The 26,570-nt window shown below is 52.6% G+C and carries 30 protein-coding genes; 13 read left to right on the top strand and 17 right to left on the bottom strand.

The genetic code is table 11. The annotated features are described in order from the left end of the window. Complete coding sequence (rplU, locus tag PXG97_RS14515) at positions 1-309, bottom strand: 50S ribosomal protein L21 (RefSeq protein ID WP_276498495.1); 309 nt, start codon at positions 307-309, stop codon at positions 1-3. 640 nt (positions 310-949) lie between these two features. Between rplU and PXG97_RS14510 the strand changes: the two genes are divergently transcribed. The 4 genes from PXG97_RS14510 to PXG97_RS14495 all read left to right on the top strand — a co-directional run bounded on the left by PXG97_RS14510 (position 950) and on the right by PXG97_RS14495 (position 6,364). Then, entirely contained in the window at positions 950-1,909 is a 960-nt protein-coding gene (locus PXG97_RS14510; protein ID WP_276498494.1) for a ribonucleoside-diphosphate reductase small subunit, read from the top strand. A 369-nt stretch (positions 1,910-2,278) separates the two neighbouring features. Further along, entirely contained in the window at positions 2,279-4,663 is a 2,385-nt protein-coding gene (locus tag PXG97_RS14505; protein ID WP_276498493.1) for a ribonucleoside-diphosphate reductase subunit alpha, read from the top strand. Between the two features lie 17 nt (positions 4,664-4,680). After that, entirely contained in the window at positions 4,681-5,523 is an 843-nt protein-coding gene (locus PXG97_RS14500) for a hypothetical protein (RefSeq protein ID WP_276498492.1), read from the top strand. Between the two features lie 322 nt (positions 5,524-5,845). Beyond that, entirely contained in the window at positions 5,846-6,364 is a 519-nt protein-coding gene (locus PXG97_RS14495; RefSeq protein ID WP_276498491.1) for a transposase, read from the top strand. A 317-nt stretch (positions 6,365-6,681) separates the two neighbouring features. On the opposite strand, the gene PXG97_RS14490 is transcribed toward PXG97_RS14495, so the two are convergent. The 6 genes from PXG97_RS14490 to PXG97_RS14465 form a co-directional block, all read right to left on the bottom strand. Then, entirely contained in the window at positions 6,682-7,089 is a 408-nt protein-coding gene (locus PXG97_RS14490; protein WP_276498490.1) for an ester cyclase, read from the bottom strand. 177 nt (positions 7,090-7,266) lie between these two features. Next, positions 7,267-7,980 (bottom strand): hypothetical protein, encoded by a 714-nt coding sequence (locus PXG97_RS14485; protein ID WP_276498489.1) that lies wholly within the window; start codon positions 7,978-7,980, stop codon positions 7,267-7,269. 172 nt (positions 7,981-8,152) lie between these two features. Then, complete coding sequence (locus tag PXG97_RS14480) at positions 8,153-8,557, bottom strand: hypothetical protein (protein ID WP_276498488.1); 405 nt, start codon at positions 8,555-8,557, stop codon at positions 8,153-8,155. Between the two features lie 450 nt (positions 8,558-9,007). Further along, positions 9,008-9,427, bottom strand: coding sequence for a hypothetical protein (locus PXG97_RS14475; RefSeq protein WP_276498487.1), 420 nt, complete (start codon positions 9,425-9,427; stop codon positions 9,008-9,010). Positions 9,428-9,584: 157 nt separating this feature from the next. Then, positions 9,585-10,220: an OmpA family protein gene (locus tag PXG97_RS14470; RefSeq protein WP_276498486.1), complete on the bottom strand. Its 636-nt coding sequence runs from the start codon at positions 10,218-10,220 to the stop codon at positions 9,585-9,587. A gap of 220 nt (positions 10,221-10,440) precedes the next feature. Beyond that, positions 10,441-12,159 (bottom strand): T9SS type A sorting domain-containing protein, encoded by a 1,719-nt coding sequence (locus tag PXG97_RS14465; RefSeq protein ID WP_276498485.1) that lies wholly within the window; start codon positions 12,157-12,159, stop codon positions 10,441-10,443. Between the two features lie 517 nt (positions 12,160-12,676). Here PXG97_RS14465 and PXG97_RS14460 point away from each other — a divergent pair. Beyond that, entirely contained in the window at positions 12,677-13,063 is a 387-nt protein-coding gene (locus PXG97_RS14460; protein ID WP_276498484.1) for an Hsp20/alpha crystallin family protein, read from the top strand. A 51-nt stretch (positions 13,064-13,114) separates the two neighbouring features. Here PXG97_RS14460 and PXG97_RS14455 read toward each other — a convergent pair whose 3' ends face one another. After that, positions 13,115-13,381, bottom strand: coding sequence for a hypothetical protein (locus PXG97_RS14455; protein WP_276498483.1), 267 nt, complete (start codon positions 13,379-13,381; stop codon positions 13,115-13,117). A gap of 142 nt (positions 13,382-13,523) precedes the next feature. Next, positions 13,524-13,703, bottom strand: a complete 180-nt coding sequence (locus PXG97_RS14450) for a hypothetical protein (RefSeq protein ID WP_276498482.1) — start codon at positions 13,701-13,703, stop codon at positions 13,524-13,526. Between the two features lie 822 nt (positions 13,704-14,525). Between PXG97_RS14450 and PXG97_RS14445 the strand changes: the two genes are divergently transcribed. Next, complete coding sequence (locus PXG97_RS14445) at positions 14,526-14,831, top strand: hypothetical protein (RefSeq protein WP_276498481.1); 306 nt, start codon at positions 14,526-14,528, stop codon at positions 14,829-14,831. 30 nt (positions 14,832-14,861) lie between these two features. Further along, on the top strand, positions 14,862-15,620 hold the full coding sequence (locus PXG97_RS14440; protein WP_276498480.1) for a hypothetical protein: 759 nt from the start codon (positions 14,862-14,864) through the stop codon (positions 15,618-15,620). Between the two features lie 33 nt (positions 15,621-15,653). On the opposite strand, the gene PXG97_RS14435 is transcribed toward PXG97_RS14440, so the two are convergent. Then, positions 15,654-16,007 carry an MmcQ/YjbR family DNA-binding protein gene (locus PXG97_RS14435; RefSeq protein WP_276498479.1) on the bottom strand — a complete coding sequence of 118 codons (354 nt, stop codon included), beginning with the start codon at positions 16,005-16,007 and terminating at the stop codon, positions 15,654-15,656. Between the two features lie 113 nt (positions 16,008-16,120). On the opposite strand from PXG97_RS14435, the gene PXG97_RS14430 reads away from it, so the two are divergent. From PXG97_RS14430 to PXG97_RS14420, 3 genes are all read left to right on the top strand, one after another. Next, complete coding sequence (locus PXG97_RS14430) at positions 16,121-16,819, top strand: alpha/beta fold hydrolase (protein WP_276498478.1); 699 nt, start codon at positions 16,121-16,123, stop codon at positions 16,817-16,819. Between the two features lie 22 nt (positions 16,820-16,841). Next, positions 16,842-17,279: a septal ring lytic transglycosylase RlpA family protein gene (locus PXG97_RS14425; protein ID WP_276498477.1), complete on the top strand. Its 438-nt coding sequence runs from the start codon at positions 16,842-16,844 to the stop codon at positions 17,277-17,279. Between the two features lie 130 nt (positions 17,280-17,409). Next, the gene (locus tag PXG97_RS14420) at positions 17,410-17,790 is read left to right on the top strand and encodes a hypothetical protein (protein WP_276498476.1); all 381 of its coding nucleotides are present in this window, start codon (positions 17,410-17,412) and stop codon (positions 17,788-17,790) included. A 126-nt stretch (positions 17,791-17,916) separates the two neighbouring features. On the opposite strand, the gene PXG97_RS14415 is transcribed toward PXG97_RS14420, so the two are convergent. The 7 genes from PXG97_RS14415 to PXG97_RS14385 form a co-directional block, all read right to left on the bottom strand. Beyond that, positions 17,917-18,252, bottom strand: a complete 336-nt coding sequence (locus PXG97_RS14415) for an Mpo1-like protein (protein WP_276498475.1) — start codon at positions 18,250-18,252, stop codon at positions 17,917-17,919. A gap of 226 nt (positions 18,253-18,478) precedes the next feature. Continuing rightward, positions 18,479-19,237 carry a ZIP family metal transporter gene (locus PXG97_RS14410; RefSeq protein ID WP_276498474.1) on the bottom strand — a complete coding sequence of 253 codons (759 nt, stop codon included), beginning with the start codon at positions 19,235-19,237 and terminating at the stop codon, positions 18,479-18,481. Positions 19,238-19,246: 9 nt separating this feature from the next. Further along, positions 19,247-19,990 (bottom strand): class I SAM-dependent methyltransferase, encoded by a 744-nt coding sequence (locus tag PXG97_RS14405; protein ID WP_276498473.1) that lies wholly within the window; start codon positions 19,988-19,990, stop codon positions 19,247-19,249. A gap of 154 nt (positions 19,991-20,144) precedes the next feature. Next, a complete protein-coding gene (locus PXG97_RS14400) occupies positions 20,145-20,450 on the bottom strand; it encodes a hypothetical protein (RefSeq protein ID WP_276498472.1) in 306 nt (101 codons plus the stop codon). Between the two features lie 107 nt (positions 20,451-20,557). Continuing rightward, the gene (locus tag PXG97_RS14395) at positions 20,558-21,148 is read right to left on the bottom strand and encodes a hypothetical protein (RefSeq protein WP_276498471.1); all 591 of its coding nucleotides are present in this window, start codon (positions 21,146-21,148) and stop codon (positions 20,558-20,560) included. A gap of 50 nt (positions 21,149-21,198) precedes the next feature. After that, a complete protein-coding gene (gene nadC, locus PXG97_RS14390; protein ID WP_276498470.1) occupies positions 21,199-22,056 on the bottom strand; it encodes a carboxylating nicotinate-nucleotide diphosphorylase in 858 nt (285 codons plus the stop codon). Positions 22,057-22,122: 66 nt separating this feature from the next. Beyond that, positions 22,123-22,536, bottom strand: coding sequence for a DUF4783 domain-containing protein (locus PXG97_RS14385; RefSeq protein WP_276498469.1), 414 nt, complete (start codon positions 22,534-22,536; stop codon positions 22,123-22,125). 241 nt (positions 22,537-22,777) lie between these two features. On the opposite strand from PXG97_RS14385, the gene gpmI reads away from it, so the two are divergent. The 3 genes from gpmI to PXG97_RS14370 all read left to right on the top strand — a co-directional run bounded on the left by gpmI (position 22,778) and on the right by PXG97_RS14370 (position 26,511). Continuing rightward, positions 22,778-24,304: a 2,3-bisphosphoglycerate-independent phosphoglycerate mutase gene (gpmI, locus tag PXG97_RS14380; protein ID WP_276498468.1), complete on the top strand. Its 1,527-nt coding sequence runs from the start codon at positions 22,778-22,780 to the stop codon at positions 24,302-24,304. 10 nt (positions 24,305-24,314) lie between these two features. Further along, complete coding sequence (locus PXG97_RS14375) at positions 24,315-24,893, top strand: hypothetical protein (RefSeq protein WP_276498467.1); 579 nt, start codon at positions 24,315-24,317, stop codon at positions 24,891-24,893. 91 nt (positions 24,894-24,984) lie between these two features. After that, on the top strand, positions 24,985-26,511 hold the full coding sequence (locus PXG97_RS14370) for a M43 family zinc metalloprotease (protein WP_276498466.1): 1,527 nt from the start codon (positions 24,985-24,987) through the stop codon (positions 26,509-26,511). Positions 26,512-26,570: the final 59 nt, after the last annotated feature.

Here is a 26,570-nt window from a genome sequence, read left to right as displayed (position 1 = left end):
TTAACCAATGCTTTCGATAAGAACTTTGGTATACTGCTGGCGGTGACCGCGAGACTTCTTATACCCTTTTCTTCTCTTCTTCTTGAAAACAAATACTTTGTCGGCCTTCGCCTCACCCAGGATCTTACCAGTTATTTTGATACCATCCACGAAAGGAGCGCCAACGGTGATTGTACCGTTGTCATCAGTTAGAAGAACATTGGCGAACTCAACGGCGTCACCCTCATTGCCGGAAAGCTTGTTAGCGTAGATGAACTTACCGCTCTCTACCTTGGTCTGTTGACCTGCGATTTCTACAATTGCGTACATCAGCTTCAATGTATGTTTAAAGATTTAGTCCGCAAAAATACGGCATCCATTTGATATTTGCAACGGCTTGTATAACAAATTGTTCAGCTAGTATACTTTACTTATACAGGCTGTGGAAAAGTATGTGCATATCCACATATAGGCTTACTTATAGTTTTCAATATTCGCATAACCAGTTTTGCAACAGATAGTTAACACAGAACCCTTCCCCGCCACTTTTCCACACCACCCTCTATGTTTTATAAAGTTAGCCGCCTGTTACACTTATATAAGCAACAGCAAGCACCCGTTTCACAGTCTGTACACCCAACTTACACAGTTGCCACGGCAAAACCGCAGGTGTTTTGTACCTAACCTCCTTGTCTTATGGCTTTATTAATATCTATTATGTAATATATATGTTAACACAAATGTGGATAACCATGTTAGTTATACTTAAAATCGGCCTTGGTAGCACCGTAGGAGGATGTGCATAAATTGAACAACTTTCGACCCGCAAATCAAGTTCATTTCTATATATTTGAAGTCAGGATAATGCCGGGTGAACGCCATCCTATTCATCCAAACTAAAATTTAAATGGGGTGTTTTCTAAGCTACTCAGCTTACCCCTTCAACCAATAAAACGCTTATTTAAAGATTATGGAGCCAATACTGCAAGAGAACCCAAACCGCTTTGTACTGTTCCCGATACAGCATGACGAGGTGTGGCAGATGTATAAGAAAGCCGAAGCCAGCTTCTGGACCGCCGAGGAGATTGACCTGGGCCAGGACCTGAAGGACTGGGAGAACCTCAACGACGGTGAGCGCCACTTCATCAGCCATGTGCTGGCCTTCTTCGCTGCCTCCGACGGCATTGTGAACGAGAACCTGGCCGTGAACTTCATGAACGAGGTACAGATACCGGAGGCGCGCTGCTTCTATGGCTTCCAGATCATGATGGAGAACATCCACGCCGAGACATACTCGCTCCTTATAGATACTTATGTAAAGAAGCAGAGCGAAAAAGACTTCCTGTTTAACGCGCTGGAGAATGTGCCGGCCGTGAAGCGCAAGGGCGAATGGGCTCTGAAGTGGATCGAGAGCGAGAACTTCACCGAGCGTCTGATCGCTTTTGCGGCCGTGGAGGGTATTTTCTTCTCCGGTTCTTTCTGCTCTATCTTCTGGCTGAAGAAGCGCGGGTTAATGCCAGGACTGACCTTCTCTAACGAGTTGATCAGCCGCGACGAAGGCCTGCACTGTGACTTTGCCTGCCTGCTGTACTCTATGCTGCAGAACAAACTATCGGAGGAGCGCGTGCACGCCATTATCCGCGATGCGGTGAGCATTGAGCAGGAGTTCGTGACCGATGCCCTGCCGGTGGACCTGATCGGGATGAACTCCAAGCTGATGAGCCAGTACATTGAGTTTGTGGCCGACCGCCTGCTGGGTGAGCTGGGCTATAAGAAGATCTATGGCTCCACCAACCCATTTGACTTTATGGAGATGATCTCGCTGCAGGGCAAGACCAACTTCTTTGAGAAGCGCGTAGGCGAGTACCAGAAAGCCGGCGTGCTGGGCGACAAAGATAAAAACGTGTTCAGCCTGGACGAAGACTTTTAAGATTAGAGAAACCTTTGTAAGTTTAGGTGGCCAGAGGGAGAAAGCACTTCTTCTTTCCCCACCTGAACTTACTCTTTACCATATTACCGGACGGCAGTAGAAGCAGCAGAGGCGACCGCAGCACCGCAACCGGAGGCATGGGTGGCAGCACCGCCACCTGGATAGGGTATCCTAGCCCTACTATATAGCAAAAGCATTTGGCTTAAAGCACAATTGTTTGTACTTCAACGGCTTATACCTATATAGACGTATAGCCGATGGTACATCTGATTTAAAGAACAACCACCTGCTGCAGCGGCAGCGGATTTTAATACACCGATATATTTTATTAACCACCCGGGCCTTTGACACCCGCTAATTGTATACGCTATGTTAGTAGTTAAACGAGACGGCAGACGCGAGTCCGTCAAATTCGACAAGATTACCGCACGCATCGAGAAGCTGTGCTATGGGTTGCACATGGACTATGTGTCGCCGATTGAGGTGGCCAAAAAGGTGATCGACGGCATTTACGACGGCGTGACCACCGTGGAGCTGGATAACCTGGCTGCCGAGACGGCCGCGTCGCTCACCACCAAGCACCCGGACTATGCCGTGCTGGCGGCACGTGTGGCGATCTCTAACCTGCACAAGGTTACGAGCAAGTCGTTCTCCAACACCATGAAGCGCCTGTATACTTATACAGACCCGAAAACGGGTGAGAACGCCTCGCTCGTTGCCAAGGATGTGTACGAGATCATCCGCAAGCACGCGGCCCTGCTCGACTCCACCATCATCTACGACCGCGATTACAACTACGACTACTTCGGTTACAAGACACTGGAGCGCTCTTACCTGCTTCGCCTGGATGGCAAGATCGTGGAGCGCCCGCAGCATATGTTGATGCGTGTGGCCGTGGGTATCCATAAGGAGGACATCGAATCTGCCATCGAGACTTATAATCTCATGTCTGAGAAATGGTTTACGCACGCCACCCCAACATTATTTAACGCCGGCACACCGAAGCCGCAGCTTTCTTCGTGCTTCCTGCTCACCATGCAGGACGACAGCATTCCGGGCATCTACGATACCCTGAAGCAGTGCGCGCAGATCTCGCAGAGCGCCGGCGGCATCGGCCTGAGCATCCACAACGTGCGTGCTACGGGCTCTTACATCAAAGGCACCAACGGCACCTCCAACGGTATCATCCCAATGCTGAAGGTGTTTAACGACACGGCCCGCTATGTGGACCAAGGCGGCGGCAAGCGCAAAGGCGCCTTCGCGATTTACCTGGAGCCGTGGCACGCCGACATTTTCGACTTCCTGGAGCTGAAGAAGAACCACGGCAAGGAAGAGAACCGCGCCCGCGACCTGTTCTACGCCCTTTGGACACCAGACCTGTTTATGAAGCGCGTGGAGGAGAACGGCGACTGGAGCCTGTTCTGCCCGAACGAGGCACCTGGCCTGGGCGACAGCTGGGGCAAGGATTTTGAGCGCCTCTACGAGAAGTATGAGCGCGAGGGCCGCGCCCGCAAAACCGTGAAAGCGCAGGACCTGTGGTTCCACATCCTGGAGTCGCAGATCGAGACGGGCACACCGTACATGCTGTATAAAGACCACGCCAACCGCAAGTCTAACCAGCAGAACCTAGGCACTATCAAGAGCTCGAACCTGTGCACCGAGATTATGGAGTACACCAGCAAAGACGAGATAGCCGTGTGTAACCTGGCCTCGTTGGCGCTGCCTCGCTTCGTGAAAGAGGATGAGCACGGCAACAAGACCTTCGACCACCAGAAGCTGTTTGATGTAACCTACCATGCCACGGTTAACCTGAACAAGGTGATCGATATCAACTATTACCCAGTACCGGAGGCACAGAACTCTAACCTGCGCCACCGCCCGATCGGGTTGGGCGTGCAGGGCCTGGCGGATACGTTCATTCACCTGCGCATGCCTTTCGAGAGCGAAGAGGCAAAAGGCTTGAACAAGGATATCTTCGAGACCATTTACTTTGCGGCCATGACGGCCTCTAAGGACCTGGCCAAGAAGCAGGGCGCCTACGAGACGTTCAAAGGTTCTCCACTTTCAGAAGGCAAGTTCCAGTTCGACCTGTGGGGCGTAACGCCGGAAAGCGGCCGTTGGGATTGGGAAAGCCTGCGCCAGGACGTGGTGAAGCACGGTGTGCGTAACTCGCTGCTGGTAGCGCCTATGCCTACTGCCTCTACAGCGCAAATCCTGGGCAACAACGAGTCGTTTGAGCCTTATACTTCCAACATTTACCTGCGCCGCGTACTATCTGGCGAGTTTATGGTGGTGAACAAGCACCTGCTGCGTGACCTGATCGCGCTGGGTATCTGGAACGATAAGATGAAGAACGACATCATCGCGGCCAACGGTTCTGTGCAGGACATCCCAAACATCCCGCAGCACATCAAGGACCTGTACAAAACTGTGTGGGAGATTAGCCAGCGTGCCGTGATCGATATGAGTGCCGACCGTGGTGCCTTTATCTGCCAGAGCCAGTCGCTGAACCTGCACGTGCAGAACGTGAACTTCGGCAAACTGACCTCAATGCACTTCCACGCCTGGAAGCGCGGCCTGAAAACAGGTATGTACTACCTGCGCACCAAGTCTGCGGTAGACGCGATTAAGTTTACCGTTGAGAAACAAGCCGCCGAAACCCTTTCGCCGGTGTATAACCAACAAGACCAGAACCGCAGCGACATGGCTTGCTCGCTAGACAACCCAGACGCTTGCGAAGCTTGCGGATCGTAAACCTCTTATAGTTAAGAGTGAAGAGGTCCCACGAAAGGGAAGAAGGATTAAACCAACTTAACAAAATATTGGAAAACAGGAGTAGGGTACTAATAGTACACTACTCCTGTGAATCCTTCTTAAACCCTAGAGGAAGAACACCCAGAATCACTTCTATATCTATTCTAAAGTTAGGTTCGGAGCAAGCAAAGTCTTTCTCCATCCATTTGTCAGCACAGCTTTTAAAACTTGATTTTCTCAGCCTAAGTGAGGTGGAGTATGATCAGGCTGAGAAACATATGCTAGACACTTATTTTTCCTATCTAAGGAGCCACAGGAACTATAAGTGGGTTCACTGGAAAATGCTTAACTCAAAGTATGGGTTTGAAGCCGTTTGTCTTAGATATGAAATACTTGGAGGTACACCAATATCTATACCTGATAAAAACAAGTATGATTTATCAGATGTTCTGAGACAAATCTATTCATCGAAATTTGAGAACAACTTACCAAACGGTAAGTTGCTAAACCTTGCCAAGAGAAATAGATATGCACTGGGTGAGTCTCTAACTGGTAAACAAGAAGCAGAAGCTTTTGATGAGCAAAAGTTTCAAGAGCTTTATTTCTCTACCTTAAGTAAGGTAAGGATTATAGCTAACTTCTTGAATGCTGCTGCAAATAGAAAGTTAAAGGTTGCAGCACATCCAATTAGAGTCCATGGAATTAGTCTACAGCTAGTAAAGAGTCATCCTATTCTGTCCACTCTTTATGCAGCAGGAACTTGGTTGGTACTGAAAATGGCAGAAAAGGCTTTTGATCTTCTCTGGAGTGCTCTTGCTGAGCAGCCTTTAGCTACGGTGTTAACTAGATATTTCAATTAATGCAGAGGCTATCATAATATGTGATAGCCTCTCTTTGTTTATCCCGCCGTTGTTGGTGTTTTCACCAACAACTAAGGCAGCAGCAACGAAGCAACGCCCTGCATTCTCACTCATCTATTCGCAGCAGAAAAAGTATGGGCAATTACATTTCGCAAACCCAAAGTGGTTGTTGGTGAAAACACCAACAACGGCGGTTTATGGCAAACAACGGCGGGCATACGCACAACAGCGAAACCCCCTAAAGCAGATAGCACAACAGGCAAAGCAAACAGCGGAAGAACCACTACGCAACATATGGGTGTGCAAAGTAGTACCTCAGCAAATGCATGAGCAACAGCATATCGCTTTCTTCACAGCCACTATTCTGGAATGGAAACACCTGCTAAAGCCCGATAAGTATAAACAGATAATTGTCGACAGCCTGCGTTATCTGGTAGAGCAGAAACGGGTAAAGGTATACGCTTTTGTAATCATGCCAAACCACCTGCACCTACTCTGGAAAATGGAGGAGCCGCATAAGCGGGAAGATGTGCAGCGGGATTTTTTGAAGTATACCGCACAGCAAATAAAGTATGACCTTGTTGCACATCACCCTTTGGTGCTGGAAAGGTTTAGAGTAAACGCTAAGGATCGTCAGTACCAGTTGTGGGAGCGCAACCCTTTATCAATCTATTGCTACTCTGTTGCTGTTACGGAGCAGAAGCTGGACTACATTCACAACAACCCGGCTCAGGAAAAGTGGCGGCTCGTTACTCTACCCGAAGAATATCTCTTCTCCTCGGCAAGATTTTACTTCGAGAACAAGGATAACTTCGGACTCCTGACACATTACCTGGAGTAAAACCCGTAGCTGCTGGGGTACTCCCCAACAACGGCGGGAGTTGCTATTTAAAACGTACTTCACCCCCATAGGCCTCGCGGCATCTTTACGACCCGCGAGCGTCCAACGCCCGCAACCACGAAGCAAAGCAACAGCCTTTTCACCAGACACTCGCGGGGCCTTCGGATACCGGGAGGTCTTTCCAATCCGCCAAGTCTTTTGAGCCAACGTTGCTGCTGGTTCATAGAAGTATAGGGGCCAAAGATGATACAGCTGGAGCCGGGGAAGTTCTACATCTTTACACCTGCGGCAACAACAAAGAAACGCTCCTCCGGCCCTTAGCTCAAGGGCAAGCCGATTTGGCGAGCCTGTGCGGCATGGTCTCTGGCGCCCCACCGCTTCTGTATTTTCCCGTCGCGGATAACGAACCACTCCATCGCAACCAGCTCATAGGATTTGCCTGTCGGTTCATGCCCCATAAACGGACCCTTAAACGTACCCCGCTCAACATAACGCACGGCCACCACGTCCCCCTCCGCAGCCATGTCCTCCACTGTCAGCTGCATGCCAAGTCCCGACACCAGCTGCTCCCAGACAGGCATTACCTTATCCATTAAGCCTTTGCCCATCACGCCCTGTATCTCAGCCTCCGGGGCGAATAAAGACCGAAGCCCCTCCAGGTCGCCCTGGTTGAATGCTGTTACATATGCCTGCACAATGCGCTTGTTTTGTTCCTGCTGTGTCATGAGAGTTCTGTAGTTGAGGTAAAAAGCCGCAGAGTTAACGTCCTGCTCCTCTGCCAGGTTACATTGCTGCCTGCTTTTACAACACATGCAAAGAGATGGCAAGAAGCATTTCTGCAGGAGCGCCCAGGCACAGGTTCTGGAGGATAGCGGAAGCTACTGTAACAGTTCTTGTGGCTGCTACTCTAGCTCCACCTCAATGGTATGGTAGTAAAGCGTGGTGGTGCCCTCAAAGCCGGAGTCAGTACCCACTATTACCCAAAGGCTGCCGTTGCTATCTGCTGTTACCTCCACCGGATTCTGCTGGTTATCGCGCCGGATGAGTTGGTAGGTAAATTCATCGCCAGGTATGCCTACAGTGCCCAGTACCACCATGTCCTCTCCGCCCTGGCTCTGGTTGCCCTTGTCTATGTTCATGCGGATGTTGTTGCCTGCCTCATCGGTTTCAACCGGCACTGGCTCTACGGTAGAGCCACCAGCCTTCAGGTACACGCTTGCACCCGGGCTGCCGCCAATTCCCACCGAGTTCTCTGGATACTGCGAGGCAAGCTCTATCCTAAAAGTGGCGCTGTAGGTGCGGTTGGGCTCAAGGCCTGTGATCTGTTTCTTCATGAAGAGAAACAGATCATCGCTAATGTTGCGGCCCGAAATCCGCATGGCCCCGCCTTCTTCACCGACCTCGGGAGGAAGATCATCATGCGCAAAAGCGAACTCAAACCGCTCCCGCTCCCAATCGCTTGGATAATCAGCGAAACCTCCCTGCCAGCCCTCATTGCCTTGCTCAAAAGTATAAGAGTAGCCGTCGGAGGGAAGAACAGTAGGGTCGTCATCGGCGCAGCCGAACACCGAGGCTGTTAGAGCGATGATTAACCATCGTTTAAGGCTCGTTTTCATCATCGGATAAGTATAAAACCTCTAACGTATACGTTGCCCATACGTGCCGGGTGATTTACAGCAGCACGGCCTCTGTTACTGGCTAAAAACGCGAAAGCCGTTGATAAGACACCAACGGCTTTCGAATGCTATACAATGTGCTCAGGAGGCTGGGCAGCTCTTTTGCCAGCGGCTAGAGTGGCTTCATTAGCCAATCCATTGCCTCCGCTTCGCTTGCAAAGTCGCGCAAGACCAGCTGCAAGTCGTAACCATGCCCCTTATCTATCATTGAATCTATTGCTTTCAGGTTTTCCTCTGAATGGGAGGGAAGCCGGGCCATACGCAGCAAAGGGCTGGCAGTTATACGAGGCACGTAAACCTCCAGGCTCCACTCCAGGTCGGCTTGCTCAATCGGCCCCATCAGGCGGTCGTCGGCCAGCCAACGGGCCAGCGAGAACCTGTTTATCATCTCCAGGCAAAGCAGATACGCCTCCCGCAGTTCCGCCCCGCGTAACCGGCCTCGCCACTGGGCCTTGCCTAACCGCGCCTCCACATCATAGGAGAGGGTCAGGAAACTATTCTCAAAATACGACTGCATTAAAAACAACCTAAAAACTCAGGGCTCCAAAAACACTAACGGCAACCTTACCCCAAGAAACCGTACCGGTTGCGGCACTGCCTCCTGCTAGTTGCGAGCAAGTGCCGGAAGCCTGCTCCTGAGAGGAGCCTTTCAACTAAGGCCTTCCCGGCGCAAGATTTTCCTTATAGCCCCTATCATCACCACACTGCCCATCATAGAAACCCGATCAGGCAACCGCTCCACAGCTACCTCCAAAGATCTCCTGGAAGATGGCAGAGCATACCGGTACTGGTTTTCCCGCTGGCACACTTCTAAAGCCTTCTTAAAAACTGCTGTTACTTCTAACGCTTTTCCAGATGGCTACCGAGCCTGGCACAGTATGGTTTTGAAAGTATGCGAAAACACTTCTTGCCACAAAGGTAGCGAAGTAGCGGCACCCACTGCAACAGTACTGCTAAAAACCTGAACCTAAACGGATGTTACCTGCTCGCCCTGTAGCCAAACCATGGCCTCCTCCTCACTGTCGAAGTTGCGCATGAGCGGGCGCTGGTCCAATTTGTCCTTTCTCTCCAGCATCAGCCCCATCGCATTCCGGCTCTCCTCAAACTCTGATGGCAGGATAGCCATGCGCAGCAAATGGCTTTCCACGAGCTGTGGCACCAGTACCTCCAGGCTCCACTGCAGGTCGGCAGGCTTTACGGAGTTCATCTTTCGGTTATCGCTCAGCCAGGCCAACAGTTCATACCTGTCTACCAGATCCAGGCACAGCAACGAGGCCTCCCTGAACTCCATCCCCCTTAAATGGCCGCTCCAAACGGCTTTTCCTATCCGTCGCTCTTTATCAAAGTAGATGCTCACATGGTTGTTCCTGAAGTATACATTAAACATAGGTGGCTGCACATAAAGTATAGCAGATATCAAAACAGGCGGCGCATACCAGAAACGGGTAACCCTGAAAGAGAGCAGCTCTTACCCCGGCGCAAGCCTAGTACGGAAAAAGTAAAGCCGCTGATATGCATCAGCGGCTAGTTTACATGTGAGCTTGTTATTGCTGGGGCTGTGTGGTTACAGCCACAATGGCTACGCGGCGGTTAAGCTGCCTTCCTCTGGCTGTCTCGTTAGTGGCGCGTGGAGCCTGCTCGCCCATGGCCTCTATCGAGAGGCGGCGGCTTTCTACGTTGCCCTTGTTTTGCAGCCAGTCTTTCACGGCATTGGCCCGTTCTTTAGAGAGCTCCATGTTATACCCCTCCCCGGCACGTGCATCGGCATGGCCAAACACACGGATTACCGAGTTAGCAGGCAGGCTCTTCAGTTTGTCTGCTATTTTCTGAAGCTTCTCTTCACCCTCGGCACGGATCTGGGCCTTATCAGTATCAAACAGCACACGGTCCTCCAAGGTATAAATGTTGTACTCGTTGGTAGCACGGGCCTCTATACCGGCGGCTTTCATCTCCGGGTCTCCCAACTCCGGCGCGTCCCAGTTTATATTCGCCCAGAAATTCTCGTCTACGGTAATGATCTCGGCGCCATCGGCCTCAACGCGTCCGCGTTCATCTTCATAGGCTACAGCGGTATCGGCAGTGGCATCAGCCATGGTATCGTTTTCTACATTTCCTTCAGGGTTGTTGCAGGCCGCCAGGATACCCAGTCCTGCCAGCATCAATGTCATGTTCTTTTTCATAGTTTCTAGTTTATCATCGATTTATACTAAAACTACGCGATACCGGCCGCTTAGTTATTCCGGCGCCAGAAACAGGACCAAAGAAGCGCTTCTCCCGTGGCAGGGAGCCGTAAAACATACTTTGCTGTGGGTGGGTGAGCTGGCCCAGGTAAAAAAAAGCAACTCCCCGGCACTTGATAGCACCGGGGAGTTGCTTTAAGCTCTATAAACAGAAGCTCTGCTACTGCTTTATGAAGCGTTGCGTCTGCTGCTCCGAACCGTTCGTTACTTTAACAAAGTATACCCCAGGCTGCAGATGGCTTACGGGCACTACCAGGTTTTGACTGGCGTTGCTGTACTCCGCCACCTGGCGACCTTTGGCATCCAGCACCCTAACCTGTGCATTGGCCAGGGCAAGGCTCACGTTCACCTCAGAGGCCGCTAAGGTGGGGTATACTTTGGCGATGTTGCCGCCCAGGGCCTGCTTCATGCTTTTAAACTGCAGGGCCACCACTTTCGATGTCTCGGTTGTGCCGTCGAAGTCCACCTGGCGCAGGCGGTAGTAGTTCACCCCTTCTGCCGGATTAGTGTCCGTGAAGGAATAGTTGAGACGGATGCTGCTGTTGCCATGGCCCTGCACTTCGCCAATCTGGCTGAAGCTTTTACCGTCCAGGCTGCGCTCCACCACAAACTTTTCGTTGTTCTTCTCCTGCGCTGTGGCCCAGCTCAGGCTCGCGTTCGCGCCCTGCGCAATGCCTTTAAAGAACAGCAGCTCTACAGGTAACGGGGCAACGTACCGGTCCCTTCTCCAGGATAGGTTATGTAGGCCTATGCCCTGGTTGCCTCTGCTGCTATCCAGGTTATAATACTGGATAGTTACCTCACCTACCGGCTCGCTAAAAGAAACAGTCAGGTTTCCACCCGCTGAGGTGGCAGGCACATCGCTTCCAGACACCCCTGTTACAGCGCTAGATGCCTCGGCAAAACTGTTGTTAAAGGTAGTTTTCACTTTCTTCTTCGTCAGCAGCACTTCCTGCCCATACAATCCTTTGCCCTTAATTACTACCTGATCCTGAAACTGCCCGCTGGCTTGGTCAAGGTCGAAGATTGTGAACGTTAGATCAGCGACAGGAGCGGCAAAGGCCATCTTTATGGAAGAGCCTGAAGTTCTGGAGGCTCCTGTCTGAATCAGCGCAAGAGACTTGGTAGGGCTCTGGAAGTCGGTGTTGGAAACAACGTTCTTAGACAAGGTCACTCCCGCGCCCACTGATTTCGTAAACGTCACGGCGTTTTCATCTACCACATAAGATTTTCCGGCTGCAAAGGGATCCTCGTTCAGAGCGACAGCGCCCCAGTTCAGCACAGACAGGTCGGTTTCCTGTGTGGAAGGATCGTCGTCGGGCGTACCTGTGATGGTGATGTCATCGATGGCGTAAAAGTCCCCCTTGTCGTTGTTGTTGTTGTATGTCCAGTAGAAGTTAAGGTCATTCACATCATTACACGCGGCAGGAAGGCTGATCTCCACTCCGCCGTTGATCTTGTTCCACTGGTTGTAGCTCGGGTTTTGCGTGAAGCCGGTAACCTCTACATAAGCCCCGGCGCCAACGCGGTAAAAGAATTTTACCGGTGCACTGTTGTTGTTTCCGCTGTGGCCATTGTTTACAAAGGAGCGGTAATCCGACCAGCTTACCTTAATGTTCCTGAAGCCAATGGTGCTGATGTTGTTCCGAAGCGCTAGTGTTTTGTTCGTGAAGCCGCTTGCAGAGGTAGTAGAGGTACTGAAGTTTGCCCCACCCGAAGCCTGCTCATGGTTACTATTGTTGGCAGTAGATAAAGTCCAGCTGCTGCCCGTTACGCCTGTTACTGTGCCGCTAAAATTCTCATGGTAAATGATGGTCTGTGCGCCTGCAGAAGAGACAACAAGTAATAAGGCAAGGATAAGGGTGTAAAACTTCTTCATGGTACTATACTTCGTTTCTTTAGATACTACAGTAAGAAAGAAATATGCCAGCCCTCAAAAGCTTATACTCAACCTAAACAATACAATATAACAATAGTTACACCTGGCAGCCACCTCATAACACAACACATTGCTAACCATATCTTTATACTTGCCCCCGAGACAAAGGCTATGGCATAAGCAAGATGAATTTTATTTTTGCTTTAATACAATTCGAGCACAGCTTTTCCCAAAATTAGAAAGCAGTGCCTATACTGTGACAATGATTCCCAAAAGAGGAAAAACGCTTTGCCACACAAGCAGTGCCGCTACATCAGGGCAACTTAGGCCTTGCCTTTTTCGCCTGGAAAGAGACCGCCTTGTGGAAATGACACTCTGACACCCAACATCAGGCTTAACCCACTGATTAGAGCCATTTTGACACCAAAACCACCCCAGGAAACTAGCAGAGACACGAGGTGGCATTTGGCATTGCCTTTGCAAGAAGCTCTGTGTAGAAACTAAGAAGGAGAAAGAGATGAAATTGATAAAGGATAAAGAGTTTTTAAGAAATATAGCGCATACCATTAATTTGCTGAACACCGTTGGCGGTGGTGTGAGTGAGACTTACGTGGATATAAAGAAGTATAAAAAGGGGGCTGTGATCAATGTTTGGGCTGCCGGTGTTAGCCCGGAGTCATTCAAAGTGGTGCTGCACAACAACCAGCTTACCTTGTTCTCTGTTTTGCATAGCGAGGAGAACCCGGAAATGGCCGCTCCTTTGTTCAACAGAACGTTCCTGCTGCCTCCGCAGGTAGATTTGGGGCGCATAGAGGCTGTACATGAAGATGGCCAACTGCAGGTAAGGCTTCCGTACCATGAGGGCACGAATAAGCCGCGCGAAATCCAGATCAAGCAGCTTTAATGCAACAAAGGCTACCATTACGGTAGCCTTTGTTGCTTTGGTGGCCTTTGCTTACTTCATAAATTTTGCCTTGATGATCGAGGTAAGGTAATCGTGCACCTCCACTGTCTCCTGGTCGTACTCGAAGGTATTAAAACCGTCTGAGGTTGTCTGCACCACGCTGCACCCGTTCTCAATCATCATAAAAATAAGCTCGCGCAGGCGGTAAGGGTGGCCGGCAATGTTCAGCACGCACTTCATGTCGGTATTCTCCACAAGCAGGAACATGTGCTGCACATGGTTCTCGTCGGCCATTATTCTTTCTTGCTTCTTATCCATGTTTTCTCCTTTGGCTGTACCTGTAAAAACACAAACAGCCGTAAAAAGTGCCTTTTTAGCTACCTCTCAGGCTATTCAATAAATTTTCTTTGTTTCTCCCAGCTGGCACAGGGCTTAGTGCAATGCCAAAACAGAAGGAGCGTTAGCGGCGCGGATGCTGCTTGCGCCAGCCCACTACAAAAAGAATAAACCACACCGGGTAGAATGGCGACACCACCGACGCCAGGTACGGGTCAACGGCAAAGAACAGCACCAGTTGCAGCAGCAGGCTCAGCACGCAGCCCCAGAAGGCTAGCTTGTAGTAGTTGTTTGAAAGCTTCATAAGCGGGTTGTACGGAGGTTTGCCTTTGGCTGGCAGCCGGGGAGGAGGGGAGAAGCGGGAAGAGCGGCAACAAAAAACCCGTCCGGGTTACGGACGGGTGTTCATTAAACGAAAGGCCTCGGCCCTCGTGATGCCTTTTTCAATAAGCATGGGGGGATCCTTTTCCTTAGCCACAACCAATTTAAAATCATTGTTTGAGTCCTGGTAATAGATCACCGTGGTGAGGTCTTCGTAAGCTACACTGAATATCTTCCTGGTATCCTCACCCGTATAAAACTTATAATTATCTAACGTTATATTTCGCATTAACTTCATATCCCTACAATCTCCTGGTATTTTAACGGTACATGACCCAAAATTTGTTTCAAAAAACACCTACAGTGCAAGCAATTTCTTCTTAAATTCATACACCTGAAGAACAGCCATTTACAGGCCCACAGGAGTTGCCTAACCCTTTATTCACCTTTCTACCCGGCCTTGCCCCCTCCAGGTGCCAACTCAAAACAGTGCAAAAAGCAGGCCAAAGCATAAAGTTATAGAGATACTACTATATGCTTAAAGGCACAGGGGCGTAACGGTGCATAGTGCAAATTCACCTGCCGTTTTACCCCCTCCAAGGCTTCATCTTGTGAGGGCGCGTATGCTACCAGCTGCGCACGCACGGTGGGTTTGGATAGCAAAGCAATTGCGGATAGTGCTTTTGATGCTTCGGAAAAATGCGTAGGTTTAGCTGGCTTTGGGTAGCCTGTACGAAAACCCCTGTACAGCACGTTACCTACACGCCCACCGGATAACGACACGATACCTTAAGCGCATACTTCTATGAGCAGCAGCAAATATACCTGGCTGAACTGGCTGTTATACTTTGTGGTTTTTGAGCTGATTGTCTTTTTTGGGTTGCAGTGGCTGCTGTCGGGCATGGGCATGAGCAACCAGGTGCAGCCTGAAAACACCATCGTGCCTAACTGGGTGAAGGCTGTTACGTTTATACTGTTATACTTGCTCTGCCTGCTTATCGCGGTTATGGCAATAAGCAGCAAGGTACCGAACAAGCACCGCCCCCAGCTCATGCGCTGGGTGTACCTGGCCCTGCTGGGAATGCTGGTGATGCTCTTTTTCCTGTTTTAACTAAACACAAGAACTATACACTTTTGCACGATGATAAAGATAAAGAACCTACTCACGTTGACGCTCTGCCTCCTGCTGGGCTACACCGCCTTTGGCCAGGCAGGCGGCGGACAGGGCCGCTACTTTATTCAGCTGCAGGACGGGCAGATTTACTACGCCAACAAGCTGCAGTACAAGTCGCCTATCTTCAAGTCAAACCACTTCCTGCTCAACGATTCCCTGAAAATCAACCCGAGCATGGTAAACGTGTTCCAGAACGAGGATGGCTTTTTTGCGCGGGTGGAGTCCGGAAACAGCTATAACTCCTTTGCCAAGCGCCTCACCGATGGGCCGCGCATCGATAAGTTCTACACCACCCGCACCTACTACGACGGCAGCTACGGCTACTCGCCCTATGGCTACGGGTACGGGGGCTATGGCATGCCGCGCACCAGCCGCAAGCGCATCTACTTTTTCTCGAAGGACAACGGCCCCCTTTATGTGATGAATTTCGACAACCTGGAGACGGCTCTGTCAGACAATGCCTCCAGCATGGCCCTGTTGCAGCGCTACAAGCGCGATAAGCTGATTAACACGGGGGTGTCTATCGTGGGGGCCGGCCTGCTGGCGGTGGGCGCCGTAAAGTCGATCAACAGCTCACAGGAGGTAAACGGCTCCACTACCCTGAAGATAAACCCGCTCATGTATGCCGGTGCCGGCGTGCTGGGGGTGCAGCTAGTGGTGAACCTGTTTCAGAAAGACAAACTGACGCAGGCGATGGAAGTATACAACTACCAGTTAAAGCAATAGCAACCAGCGCCGGGGCCCACAGCCCCGGCTTTTTTATACTTCTATGCCGAGCTCTTTCAGGGCCTTCTTCGGCAGCTTGCCGGCCACTAGCCTGTAGGATTCCTGCACCCGCTGCTCCCACTCCTGCGGCTGCAGGCGGTTCAGGTCGTCCAGCGCCACCCACTTATACCTTGCCAGGTAAGGAGCGGGGCTAAGGCCGGGGCGACTACACATCTCCTCAAACGCCTCCGCGTCTACCTTAAACGAGGCAGAAGTCGGCGTTTTATCCAGCCCTACTACCAGAAACATTTTGTCGGCTACGCAAAAGCACAGGTCGTGCTCCCACTTAATACTTTCGGTTACGCCAGGCAGCTGCCGGCACAGCCCCTGCAGGTCTTCAATCGTCATACGTTGCGCTGTTTATACTTATGGCAGCAATTTATAATTTTAGCCGGTATGGTTAAGGCTATTTTTGTAGCTTTGGCTAAAGCACCTCCCAAACTTTAACAGAGCTTTATCCTATGGAAAACCTACTGCTGCTGCACGGTGCCCTGGGCGCTGCCGCTATGCTGGAGCCTCTAAAGCAGGCACTGCAGGACACGTACCACGTGCATACGATGGATTTTACCGGCCACGGGGGCAGGCCGCTGCCGCAGGAGCCGTTTACCATGCAGCTGTTTGTACAGGATATAGGCCAGTTTTTGGAAGAGCGGCAACTCGAGCACACACACGTCTTCGGGTACAGCATGGGCGGCTACGCTGCCCTGAGCCTGGCCCTGCAGTACCCTGAGCGCCTCCGCAGCGTTTATACCCTGGCCACCAAGTTTGCCTGGTCTGAGGAGGCGGCGGAGAAGGAGACAAAGCTACTGAGCCCGGAGAAGGTGGAGGAGAAAGTGCCTGCATTTGCCACCACGCTGGCACAGCGCCACACTCCGCAGGACTGGAGACAGGTTATGCGCCACACGGCAGCCATGATGCGCCAGCTTGGCCACAGCCCCATCCTCACCCCAGAGTCGCTGCCTCAGCTGCAGCTGCCCGTGCAGGTGGCCGTTGGCGACCGCGACAACATGGTGACGGTGGAGGAGACGCTGTGGGCTTACCGGCTATTGCCGAACGCCCGCCTGCAGGTGCTGCCCAATACCCGCCACCCCCTCGAAACGCTCTCTGTGCCGGACCTGAGCCAGCTCATCAGGCAATTCATTGGGCAGGTTAGCCGTTAACTTACTTTACAGATCACCGATTATGCTTACATCCTTACCCGCATTCCCCCTTATTGTTTTTCCCAGAGCCGCCAAAAAAGCCCTGGCAGCCGCTGGCGTTGCCCTCTGCCTAAGCTCCTGTGCCACCACAGCCCCTGGCCTCGGGGAGAGGGGCTATACCGAAGAAGGAAAAGCCTCCTATTATGGCCGCAAGTTCCAGGGGCGCAAGATGGCCAACGGCGAGCGCTACCGCCGGGGCAAGCTGACTGCCGCCCACAAGAAACTGCCTTTCGGCACACAGGTAAAGGTAACCAACCTGCAAAACAACAAGTCTGTGCGCGTTAAGATCACTGACAGGGGACCTTTTGTAAGCGGCCGTATTGTGGATCTTTCAGAGGCGGCTGCCAAGCGTGTGGACATGGTGGAAAGCGGTGTGGTGCCTGTTAAGCTGAAGGTCATAAAGCCGAAAAAGGAAAGATAGAGCCATGCCCGGGCGGGCTCCGCTAAGCTACACCTAGCCAGCAAGATACCTCTACCCGGTGTTATGTTATTTTCTCTAAAAGAGTTGTACTTTTACTTTGCTTTTATCTGTTTAAAAATTACATTTGTGCATGATGAAAGCTTGGGAAAACGTGCGCGATTTTTTGCCTATGGTAGCTGTCCTGCTACTGTGCATGTTCGTTATGCCTGCCACCCAAGCTTATGCTTCCAACGGCAGTAACAACGGCACATCTGCCGCCACCGTACAGCCATCGCAGCAGGTGCAGCCAGCCGCCGCAGAGAAAGCACCAGCCCAGCCTGCCAAAAAAGCCACTGCCACCAAACCCCGCGAGAAGTCTGTGCTAGATGCTGACGTGCTGGAAAGCCCGATAGACTATTTCCGCGACGCCTTCTCCTCCAAAGAAGAAGAAACTGACAATGCCGCAGGCGCTAACGCGGTAGTGGTTACGCTGAAGGCACTGGTTGCCACACTTCTGTCTACCGTTATCTAATCCCAATTCAGGAATTTCTCAGGCAAAGCCTCATGCCAGAGGCTGCTGTTTATTTTTTCCGTGAGTTGGAGCTGTACCACTTCAGCATAGTGCTTCCTTAACCAGCACCTCGTTAAAAGTTCTTTTCTACCTGTTACCGCTCCTGAACCCTTCTTTGCCCCGCAGAATATCAAAGAAAAGCCTGAAATCAGAAGCCAGGCTGTAGAAGGGGTACCTGAAGGTGGCAGGCTTGTTGCGCTCAAAAAAGAAATGCCCCACCCACGCAAAGCCATACCCGATTAGCGGCACCAGTAGCAGCAGGATGTACCGGCCGGAGGCAACGGCACAAATAGCCACCACCAGCAACAGCCCTGTACCTGTAAAGTGAAGAATGCGGGAGGTGGTGTTTTGGTGCTCGGAAAGGTAGTAGGGGTAAAACTCCCTAAAAGAAGTATAACGCCGCCTTTGCGTCTGCTCACCCATAGCTTCTAAAGTATACGTACCCCTTATGCTACGCACGACACCCGCAAAAATCTAGCGGGGGAAGCAAAAACATTTATCCCGCCCCTTAAACCTTTTCCCTTCCGCTCTGTCTATTTACCTGAGAAGACTACTATAGTCATTTATTGCAGCAGAGATGCTGCATGTGTTTAAGGTGAGTTTGGCCGGGGAAGCCCGGCCATTCTTTTTTTGCGCCGGATCCTGGTTGTTATATAAAATCGCTTAGCAGGGCCAGCACAAGCCCCAGCAGCGTTGCCACCAGCTTGTTGCGGTTAAAGTGGTGGTCAGGACTGGTCTCGAAGAGGATAGTAGTGGAAATGTGGAGGAAGTTGCCCGCCACCAAGCCGGTAAGGGCAGTAAACAGTAACCCATCTGGCGCCTCCTGCGACAGCACCGTGTTGCTGACCACTATACCCAAGGGCGAGCCCACGGCAAAGATCAGCAACCACAGAAAAGCCTTTCTGAAGTTCTCCAACCGCGACATCAGCACCGACATCAGCGCAAAGGCAGCCGGTATGTGGTGCAGGGCGATGCCCAGCAGCACGGCATAAAAGTTGTCCGAGGCGTGCGCATGCCCTCCGCCGTGGCTATGCGAGTGGCCCTGGTCCACCAGTATACTTCCTTCCAGGAAAGAGTGCACAAACAGCGAACCCAGCAGCAGGAACGGCATAGCGTCGGTGCGGCCGTGGTGGTGATGGATATGCCCATGCTCTACACCATGCGAGAACAGCTCCAGCACCAGTTGCAGAAAGAAGCCAGCCAGCACCCAATAGCCTACGCGGTAAGGGCTGCTGTGGCTGTTCAGCAGCACATCGGGCAGGAGGTGGATAATGGTAATCGTGAACAGGTAAGCTCCGCTGAAGGCCAGCGCCATCTTTAGCCATTTGATATTGGTGGGAGGGAACACCTTCACCAAAAAACCGGAAAGCACTACCGTGAAAAAAAGTGCAAGTATAGCTACGATCATGCAGGACCTTTATTTTTTGAGCACAAAAATCATTCTGTCGCTTATAGCGTCGTTGTAAGGGTTCAGGTTGTAATCCCCGAATGTTTCCACCAGGCGCAGCTGGGTCATGCCGAAGTACTCCAGGAAGTCTTCCTGCCGCAGCGCCCGCACACGCTCCTCAAAGCTGTAATCCTGCTCTTTGTCGCGGAAACTAATCCTTTTCACAATAAAGCCATTCTCTACGCCGCGGGTTATCTTAAAGTTTATTTCCTGCACCTGCTTCTCCTCCTCAGCCACCAGGTTATCGATCACCTTGCCTGTGTTCATGAAGTCGATCACCAGCTTGCCGCCGTGCTTCAGGCTCTCGGCGGTAGCCCGGAGCGCCACCACGTTCTCCGTATCCGTGTCAAAATACCCGAAACTGGTAAAAAGGTTCAGGATAAAGTCGAACTGCTCTGGCCGGAACACCTGGCGCATATCATGGCGCGCAAAATGCAGGCGCTCGTTCTCGTACTGCTTTGCGTGGTCTATGCTTCTTTCCGACAGATCTATGCCTGTCACATCATAGCCTCTCTGGCTCAGGTAACGCGAGTAGCGCCCTTTGCCGCAGGCCAGGTCCAGTATTTTATGGTTGGGCTTGGGGTGCAGGTAAGCAAGCAGCCGGTCCATGAACTGCTGCGCTTCCTGCATGTTGCGGTGCTGGTATAGGATGTGGTAGTAAGGCGAGTCGAACCAGGTGCTGAACCAAGCTGCTGTTTCCTGTGGTGCTGACATGCAAGCGGGCTAAAAGCAATTATGTTGCAAATATACACGAAATACCTGAACCTCCGGTATCGAGGCCAGCGTATGCGCCTTGCTGTCACAAGGGCAAAAAAAAGCCTGCCGCTGCTGTTTTAATCAGCAGCGGCAGGCTCATGCTGTAGCAAGACTACTCTTTTGTAGCGCCTGCTGCCGTATTGGTTTCTACCGCTTCGTTGATACTATCACCCGGCTGAAGGGTATTTCCTCCCAAATCACTGTTTGGCATTACCTGCTCGTGCTCCTCGTTGCCCTGCACAGCGCCAGAGGTAGCCTCCATGGTACCGGCATCGGATACGTTAAAAGTCTTGCGTGTTCCTGGCTCCACATAGTCTGTAGATACTTTCTCGCCTGGTCTCAGGTCGGAGGGTGTGCCGCAGGAAGCCATAAACAATCCGCATACGGCGGCAAGTACTGCTGTTACGTTCTTATTCATTTTTGTACGTTTTTATACTTTCCATTTAGGGGCCTTACCTGGCGTTACGCCCGCAAGGCCTTACTTATGAATACTTTACGGTAAAGAACCCGAGCCGGGTTATGGTACTACTGGGCCAGCAGGTTCTTGCGGCGCAGGTAGCTCTCCATCAGCTTCAGGTCGTTGGGGCTGTTAAAGATGCGGAAGGGCATGTGGATAAACACCGGCACCTGAAAGGTACGGGCCACCCAGCCTTTCCAGCCCGTTGGCATCTGTGCGTTTGTCGGCGGCTGCAGCCACAGCATAAAGCCGTCGTCCTTCTTCTGGGCACGCTCGATCATGTCCCAGGTCAGCGCCATCCCCTCACGCTCGTTACGCTTTAGCAGGATTTGGCGCTGGTCTACCTCATACGTGAGCTTCTCGAAAAGCGGGCTGCCCTGCTCCACCTGTGTGATGCTCATTACCTGTGCCGAGCGCAGCAGCACGAACAGCAGCGTTACGACAATGGCGCCGGCCACCCACCACCACGAGAAACTGAACACGGCGGGCAGCAGAAACAGCACCAGCGGAATAAGCGCCTGCCACCAGCTCTTGCCCCACACCTGCCCTAAGGCCATGCGGGTATAGGTGTTCTTGTCTAACTGGTACTTCTTAGTACGGATAGCCAGCGGGTTTGCGCCCTGCGCCATCCGGCGACCTCTTTGGTTTGGTTGCTGCATAAATGTTATAAATGTAAATCTTCTCTGTCCTCTTCTTTCCAGCCCCTTCCCTAAAAAGCTTTCAGGCTTAGGTCTATGCTCCTGTTGGAGTGCGTTAGCGCCCCCACCGAGATAAAGTCCACGCCGCACTCGGCCACGGCGCGGATGGCTTCCTCCGTGATACCGCCCGAGGCCTCTACCTCATACTTCCCGCCGATCATGGCTACCGCCTGGCGCATCGTGTCGGTGCTCATGTTGTCGAGCATGATGCGGTGAATGCCGCCTGTGTCCAGCGCCTCCCGTACTTCCTCCAGGTTGCGCGTCTCCACCTCTATCCTCAGGTCTTTGCCTTTCTCCTGCAGGTACTTTTGCGTTGCGGTGATGGCCTCGCGCACACCGCCAGCATAGTCCACATGGTTATCCTTCAGCATCACCATGTCGTACAGGCCGAAGCGGTGGTTGTGGCCGCCGCCAATCACTACGGCCCACTTCTCCATGATGCGGAAGTTAGGCGTGGTTTTGCGGGTATCCAGCAGTTTGGCCCCTGTGCCCTTTATCAGGCTGGCCATGTAGTTGGTGTAGGTGGCGATCCCGCTCATGCGCTGCATGCAGTTTAGCACCAGGCGCTCGGCGGTAAGTATACTTTGGGCCTTGCCTCTCACGGTAAAGGCCACATCGCCATACTTCATCCGGTCTCCGTCGTGCATCAGCACGTCCAGCTGCAGGTTTGGGTCCACGGCTTTAAAGATATAGCCGGCCAGTTCTACCCCTGCCAGTATTCCATCGCCTTTCACCAGCAGGCGAGCCTGCTTCTGCGCATCGGCAGGTATGGCCGCCAGCGAGGAGTGGTCTCCGTCGCCTACGTCCTCGGCCAGGGCCCTAACGATAAACTCGTTTATACTTTTTTCGGTCAGGTATGTCGGTTTCACGGTGCAAAAATAAAAAAAGGCTCGGTATAAACTCCGAGCCTTTGTAAAAATCTCATTAGTATCGTCTTAATCTTTGATAAAGTTCATGGAATGGATGAGGTATTTCCCTCCGGAAGACTTCATCCGGATCAGCACTGTGTAAGAGCCGCCCTTAGAGGAGTAGGTGCCGATGGCATACAACTGGCCCTTGTCGGAGGTGCCGTTGTGGTTCACACTAAAGTCCACAGGGGCGTTTTTAGAGAAGAAGCTCTTCATCACGAACTCTGCCTGCGTGCTGCTGTAACTGGTAGCCTCTGCACCGTCCAGCGTTATCTCCACCATGTTGCCAAAGTTTTTGGAGAGTTCTTTTGCCGAACCTGCCTTCATCGCCTGCTTCACGCTGTTCATGGCATCGCCCTGCGCCATCGCCGGCCCTGCCATCAGTGAGAAAGCTACTAGTAACATCGTAAAGGCAACTGCAAAGTGTTTAAAGTTTTTCATAAATGCTGTTTGTAATACTTGCTCTTTCATGAGCCAAAACTATGCCAAGTAGTATGGCAACTTAAGTGTCTCCAATATAATATGATTATCTAGATAAAGAAAGAACCCCTGCCCGGATACACGTATACTTTTAATGTATCGGCTACCGGGCGAAACTATGGCCAGGCCACATAATGGTGGCCGTCGGCGCAACCGTCCAATTAGCGCCTCCAGCTTCGAAGATAATAGCTATATTTGCACCATGGACAAGAAGGTACTCTTAGTGATTTTAGACGGGTGGGGCATTGCCACCGACCAGTCGGTTTCGGCCATCAATAAAGCCAATACTCCTTTCATTGATTCGATCTTTGAGAAATACCCAACCACCACGTTGCAGGCTTCGGGCGAGGCTGTTGGCCTGCCGGAGGGGCAGATGGGCAACTCAGAGGTAGGGCATATGAACATTGGCGCCGGCCGCGTGGTGTACCAGGACTTGGTGCGTATCAACAAGGCCATTGCCGAGCGCAAGCTGGCTGCCATGCCGGCACTAGCCAACGCCTATACTTATGCCAAGGAAAATAAAAAAGCCGTGCACCTGATCGGCCTTGTGTCGGATGGCGGTGTGCACTCGCACATAAACCACCTGAAGGCGCTTTGCTCCGTGGCATACGACCAGGAACTGCACGAAGTATACATCCATGCCTTTACTGACGGTCGCGACACAGACCCTAAAAGCGGCGTGAAGTTTATTAACGAGCTGGAGGAGCACCTGGAGAAGACGACCGGCACCATTGCCTCCATCGTGGGCCGCTACTACGCCATGGACCGCGATAACCGCTGGGAGCGCGTTAAGCTGGCGTACGACCTGATGGTGAAAGGGGAGGGGGAGCCATCGCAGAACCTCATCAAGTCGATGCTGGACTCCTACAATGCGGGGGTGACTGACGAGTTCATTAAGCCGATCGTGAAGGTGAACGACCGCCAGGAGCCTATCGCCACGATCAAGAACGGAGACGTGGTGATCTGCTTTAACTTCCGCACCGACCGGGGCCGCGAGATAACCCAAGCCCTGACGCAGCGCGATTTCCCGGAGCAGGATATGTATAAGCTGGACCTGCACTATGTGATGATGACCAATTACGACGACAGCTTCCTGAACACAGAGGCTATCTTCGAGAAGGATAACCTGAACAACACGCTGGGTGAGGTATTGGCCAAGGCTGGCAAGAAGCAGATCCGCATTGCCGAGACAGAGAAGTACCCGCATGTTACCTTCTTCTTCTCGGGCGGGCGCGAGGTGCAGTTTGACGGCGAGCAGCGCATCATGTGCCCTTCGCCTAAAGTAGCCACCTACGACCTGATGCCGGAGATGAGCGCCTACGACATCCGCGACGCCATCGTGCCGGAGCTGGAGAAGAAGAGTGCCGACTTTATCTGCCTCAATTTCGCGAACCCGGACATGGTAGGCCATACGGGCGTGTTTGAGGCCGCTGTGAAAGCCTGCGAGGTGGTAGACGAGTGCGCTGGCAAGGTTATCACCACAGCCTTGGAGAACGGCTACGACACCATTGTCATCGCCGACCATGGCAACGCCGACATGATGATCAACCCGGACGGGTCGCCAAACACGGCCCATACCACCAACCTGGTGCCGTGCGTGCTGGTAAGCAACGACTTTGAAGGAACGATGCACCCGGGCAAGCTGGGCGATATCGCGCCAACCATCCTGGAGCTGATGCACCTGCAGAAGCCGGAGGAAATGACCGGAGAATCCCTAATAAACCATTAACACTGCACCCGTGGCCAAGTATAAACCGCTCTTGCTGATAGGCCTTCTGCTGGCCATGGTTGCCTGTGAGCGCCCTTCCCCGCCTGCTACCGATGCGGCGGGGGAAGGCGCTTTCAACCTCACTTCCTACCTGCAGGGGCAGCGGCAAAAGCTGGAGGCAAAGCAGCCCATGGTGCTCAAATCTGTAGCGGCCCAGGGGCATGCACCGGAGGTGGTGGAAACACCCGATATTGACTGGGAGGATGAGCTGACCGTGTTTGAGCAGGCCGACCTGAGCCGTCCATCGCTGCAGGAGTACTATACCCGCCAGGAGCAGGTACTGGAGGATGGGTCTGTGGCCATAGAGTTCACCAAGCGCGAAGATGCCGAACCGCAGGTGCACTACCTCCGCCTGCTCATGACGCCGGACGGAAAGCTGAAACAGCTCAGCGCCCGCCTGCAGGACAAGAACATCATCTTCTTTTCGCAACGCGCCATAGAGCTCAGCACCAATCCGCAAACCGGCGATATTTCCAGCTACCAGGTGGAGGGCGTGCAAAAAATGCTCTTCGGCGACTCGCTGCACTACGAGGTGAAGGCGAACCTGTAGCACAGGCTGCACAAAACAACCTCACCCTTTCCGACCTCTCCTGATTTTCCTTATCTTGCATAACTACAGGCACATGGGCTGCCTGTAAAATGTGCAAATCCTTTATCGTTGCCTCATGCGTACGCTTGCCCTCACGGTTGCTTTTTGCCTTGGCCTTGGCTTGTCGGCCTTTGCCCAGCAGCCAGCACCCGATCGCGGCTGCGCCACCACCACCTACCTGGAGGCCCTGAAAGCACAGCACCCCTACCTGGAGCAGGAGCAGCAACAGGTGCAGCAGGCCGTGCAGCAAAAGCTACAGCAGCAGCGCCAGTGGCAGAACCTGCGCGCTATTACCACCATTAGCATTCCGGTGGTGTTTCATGTGGTGTATGGGAGTGAGGAGGAGAACATTTCAGACGAGCAGATCCTGTCGCAGCTGGAGGTGCTAAACGCGGACTTTAGAAGGCGCAACGCGGACGCGGTGAATACCCCATCATACTTTGCGCCCTACGCCGCCGATACCCACATCGAGTTCTGCCTAGCCTCTGTCGACCCCAACGGCGACCCGACCACCGGCATCACCCGCACCCAAACCTACCGCTCTGAATTCGATCATGTGTATGACCACATCAAGAAAGCAGATAACGGCGGCGCCAACGCCTGGAATACGGGCCGCTACCTGAACATTTGGGTAGGGGATATCAAAGACAATGTGCTTGGCTATGCCACCATGCCGGGAGCCACTTTGCCGCACCTGGACGGCGTGGTGCTGCACTACACCGCTGTAGGCGCTGCGCCGGCCAACAAATTTGCCTCGGAGTATAACCTGGGCCGTACCGCCACGCACGAGGTGGGCCATTGGCTTGGGCTGAGCCACATCTGGGGCGGCGACGATGCCAGCTGCTCCGACTCCGACGGCATCAGCGACACGCCGAATCAGGAAACGTACACCACCGACTGTACCGGCGGCATAGAGGTCTCCTGCGACAACGGGCCCTACGGCAACATGTACCAGAACTATATGGATTACAGCCACGATGCCTGCATGAACCTGTTTACCCACGGCCAGGCCGCTTACATGAATGCCATGATCAGCACCAGCCGCAGCACATTGCTCAGCTCCCTGGCTTGTTCCGCCGCCATACGCGCTGACTTTGGCTTGGCCCAGGAAACGGACACCTTGGTGGTGGCCGGTACTTCAGTGCAGTTTGCGGCTGCCCCCGAGGGTGTGCGGGCCACCGAGTGGCGTTGGGAGTTTGAGGCAGGGGTGCCGGCAACCTCGACACAGGAGAACCCGGTGGTTACGTATCCGCGCCCCGGCACGTACAGCGTGAAGCTAACGGTAAGCAATGGCAGCACCAGCGACACCAAGGTAAAGGAAGACTTTGTGCACGTAACGGTGAGCAACCTGGCTGTCTACCCGAACCCTGCTTCTGATTATCTGCACGTAGAGCAGCCTGCACGCATACTGGTGCGGCATGTAGAGCTCCTGAACAGCGTGGGTAAAACCATACTTTCTGCCGATGTCCGCAGCCGCACCCTGCAACTGGATGTGCGCCACCTGCCGCCGGGCGTGTACTTCCTTCGCGCTGTCAGCACCAACGGCACTGAGATCAGGCGGGTGAGCATCGTGCGGTAGGTTTTTGGGTTATTGGTTGTTCGTTTTCAGTTGTTTGAGTAAGAATTTAGTAGTATGCT

Source organism: Pontibacter litorisediminis (assembly GCF_029360645.1).
GTDB lineage: Bacteria > Bacteroidota > Bacteroidia > Cytophagales > Hymenobacteraceae > Pontibacter > Pontibacter litorisediminis.
The sequence above is the reverse complement of the archived record's forward strand: the minus strand, read 5'-3'. Positions and strand labels throughout refer to the sequence as shown.

What these genes read in the sequence shown, in the direction of transcription:
- PXG97_RS14475 (WP_276498487.1), bottom strand. Translation starts at nt 9,427, where the DNA reads ATGTTTAATGTATACTTCAGGAACAACCATGTGAGCATCTACTTTGAT.
- PXG97_RS14450 (WP_276498482.1), bottom strand. Translation starts at nt 13,703, where the DNA reads ATGAAGCTTTCAAACAACTACTACAAGCTAGCCTTCTGGGGCTGCGTG.
- PXG97_RS14490 (WP_276498490.1), bottom strand. Translation starts at nt 7,089, where the DNA reads ATGACACAGCAGGAACAAAACAAGCGCATTGTGCAGGCATATGTAACA.
- PXG97_RS14415 (WP_276498475.1), bottom strand. Translation starts at nt 18,252, where the DNA reads ATGGGTGAGCAGACGCAAAGGCGGCGTTATACTTCTTTTAGGGAGTTT.
- PXG97_RS14455 (WP_276498483.1), bottom strand. Translation starts at nt 13,381, where the DNA reads ATGGATAAGAAGCAAGAAAGAATAATGGCCGACGAGAACCATGTGCAG.
- PXG97_RS14425 (WP_276498477.1), top strand. Translation starts at nt 16,842, where the DNA reads ATGCTTACATCCTTACCCGCATTCCCCCTTATTGTTTTTCCCAGAGCC.
- PXG97_RS14395 (WP_276498471.1), bottom strand. Translation starts at nt 21,148, where the DNA reads ATGCAGCAACCAAACCAAAGAGGTCGCCGGATGGCGCAGGGCGCAAAC.
- PXG97_RS14510 (WP_276498494.1), top strand. Translation starts at nt 950, where the DNA reads ATGGAGCCAATACTGCAAGAGAACCCAAACCGCTTTGTACTGTTCCCG.
- PXG97_RS14485 (WP_276498489.1), bottom strand. Translation starts at nt 7,980, where the DNA reads ATGAAAACGAGCCTTAAACGATGGTTAATCATCGCTCTAACAGCCTCG.
- PXG97_RS14435 (WP_276498479.1), bottom strand. Translation starts at nt 16,007, where the DNA reads ATGACGATTGAAGACCTGCAGGGGCTGTGCCGGCAGCTGCCTGGCGTA.
- rplU (WP_276498495.1), bottom strand. Translation starts at nt 309, where the DNA reads ATGTACGCAATTGTAGAAATCGCAGGTCAACAGACCAAGGTAGAGAGC.
- PXG97_RS14420 (WP_276498476.1), top strand. Translation starts at nt 17,410, where the DNA reads ATGATGAAAGCTTGGGAAAACGTGCGCGATTTTTTGCCTATGGTAGCT.
- PXG97_RS14410 (WP_276498474.1), bottom strand. Translation starts at nt 19,237, where the DNA reads ATGATCGTAGCTATACTTGCACTTTTTTTCACGGTAGTGCTTTCCGGT.
- PXG97_RS14385 (WP_276498469.1), bottom strand. Translation starts at nt 22,536, where the DNA reads ATGAAAAACTTTAAACACTTTGCAGTTGCCTTTACGATGTTACTAGTA.
- PXG97_RS14460 (WP_276498484.1), top strand. Translation starts at nt 12,677, where the DNA reads ATGAAATTGATAAAGGATAAAGAGTTTTTAAGAAATATAGCGCATACC.
- PXG97_RS14480 (WP_276498488.1), bottom strand. Translation starts at nt 8,557, where the DNA reads ATGCAGTCGTATTTTGAGAATAGTTTCCTGACCCTCTCCTATGATGTG.
- gpmI (WP_276498468.1), top strand. Translation starts at nt 22,778, where the DNA reads ATGGACAAGAAGGTACTCTTAGTGATTTTAGACGGGTGGGGCATTGCC.
- PXG97_RS14440 (WP_276498480.1), top strand. Translation starts at nt 14,862, where the DNA reads ATGATAAAGATAAAGAACCTACTCACGTTGACGCTCTGCCTCCTGCTG.
- PXG97_RS14400 (WP_276498472.1), bottom strand. Translation starts at nt 20,450, where the DNA reads ATGAATAAGAACGTAACAGCAGTACTTGCCGCCGTATGCGGATTGTTT.
- PXG97_RS14505 (WP_276498493.1), top strand. Translation starts at nt 2,279, where the DNA reads ATGTTAGTAGTTAAACGAGACGGCAGACGCGAGTCCGTCAAATTCGAC.
- PXG97_RS14430 (WP_276498478.1), top strand. Translation starts at nt 16,121, where the DNA reads ATGGAAAACCTACTGCTGCTGCACGGTGCCCTGGGCGCTGCCGCTATG.
- PXG97_RS14445 (WP_276498481.1), top strand. Translation starts at nt 14,526, where the DNA reads ATGAGCAGCAGCAAATATACCTGGCTGAACTGGCTGTTATACTTTGTG.
- PXG97_RS14495 (WP_276498491.1), top strand. Translation starts at nt 5,846, where the DNA reads ATGCATGAGCAACAGCATATCGCTTTCTTCACAGCCACTATTCTGGAA.
- PXG97_RS14465 (WP_276498485.1), bottom strand. Translation starts at nt 12,159, where the DNA reads ATGAAGAAGTTTTACACCCTTATCCTTGCCTTATTACTTGTTGTCTCT.
- PXG97_RS14470 (WP_276498486.1), bottom strand. Translation starts at nt 10,220, where the DNA reads ATGAAAAAGAACATGACATTGATGCTGGCAGGACTGGGTATCCTGGCG.
- PXG97_RS14405 (WP_276498473.1), bottom strand. Translation starts at nt 19,990, where the DNA reads ATGTCAGCACCACAGGAAACAGCAGCTTGGTTCAGCACCTGGTTCGAC.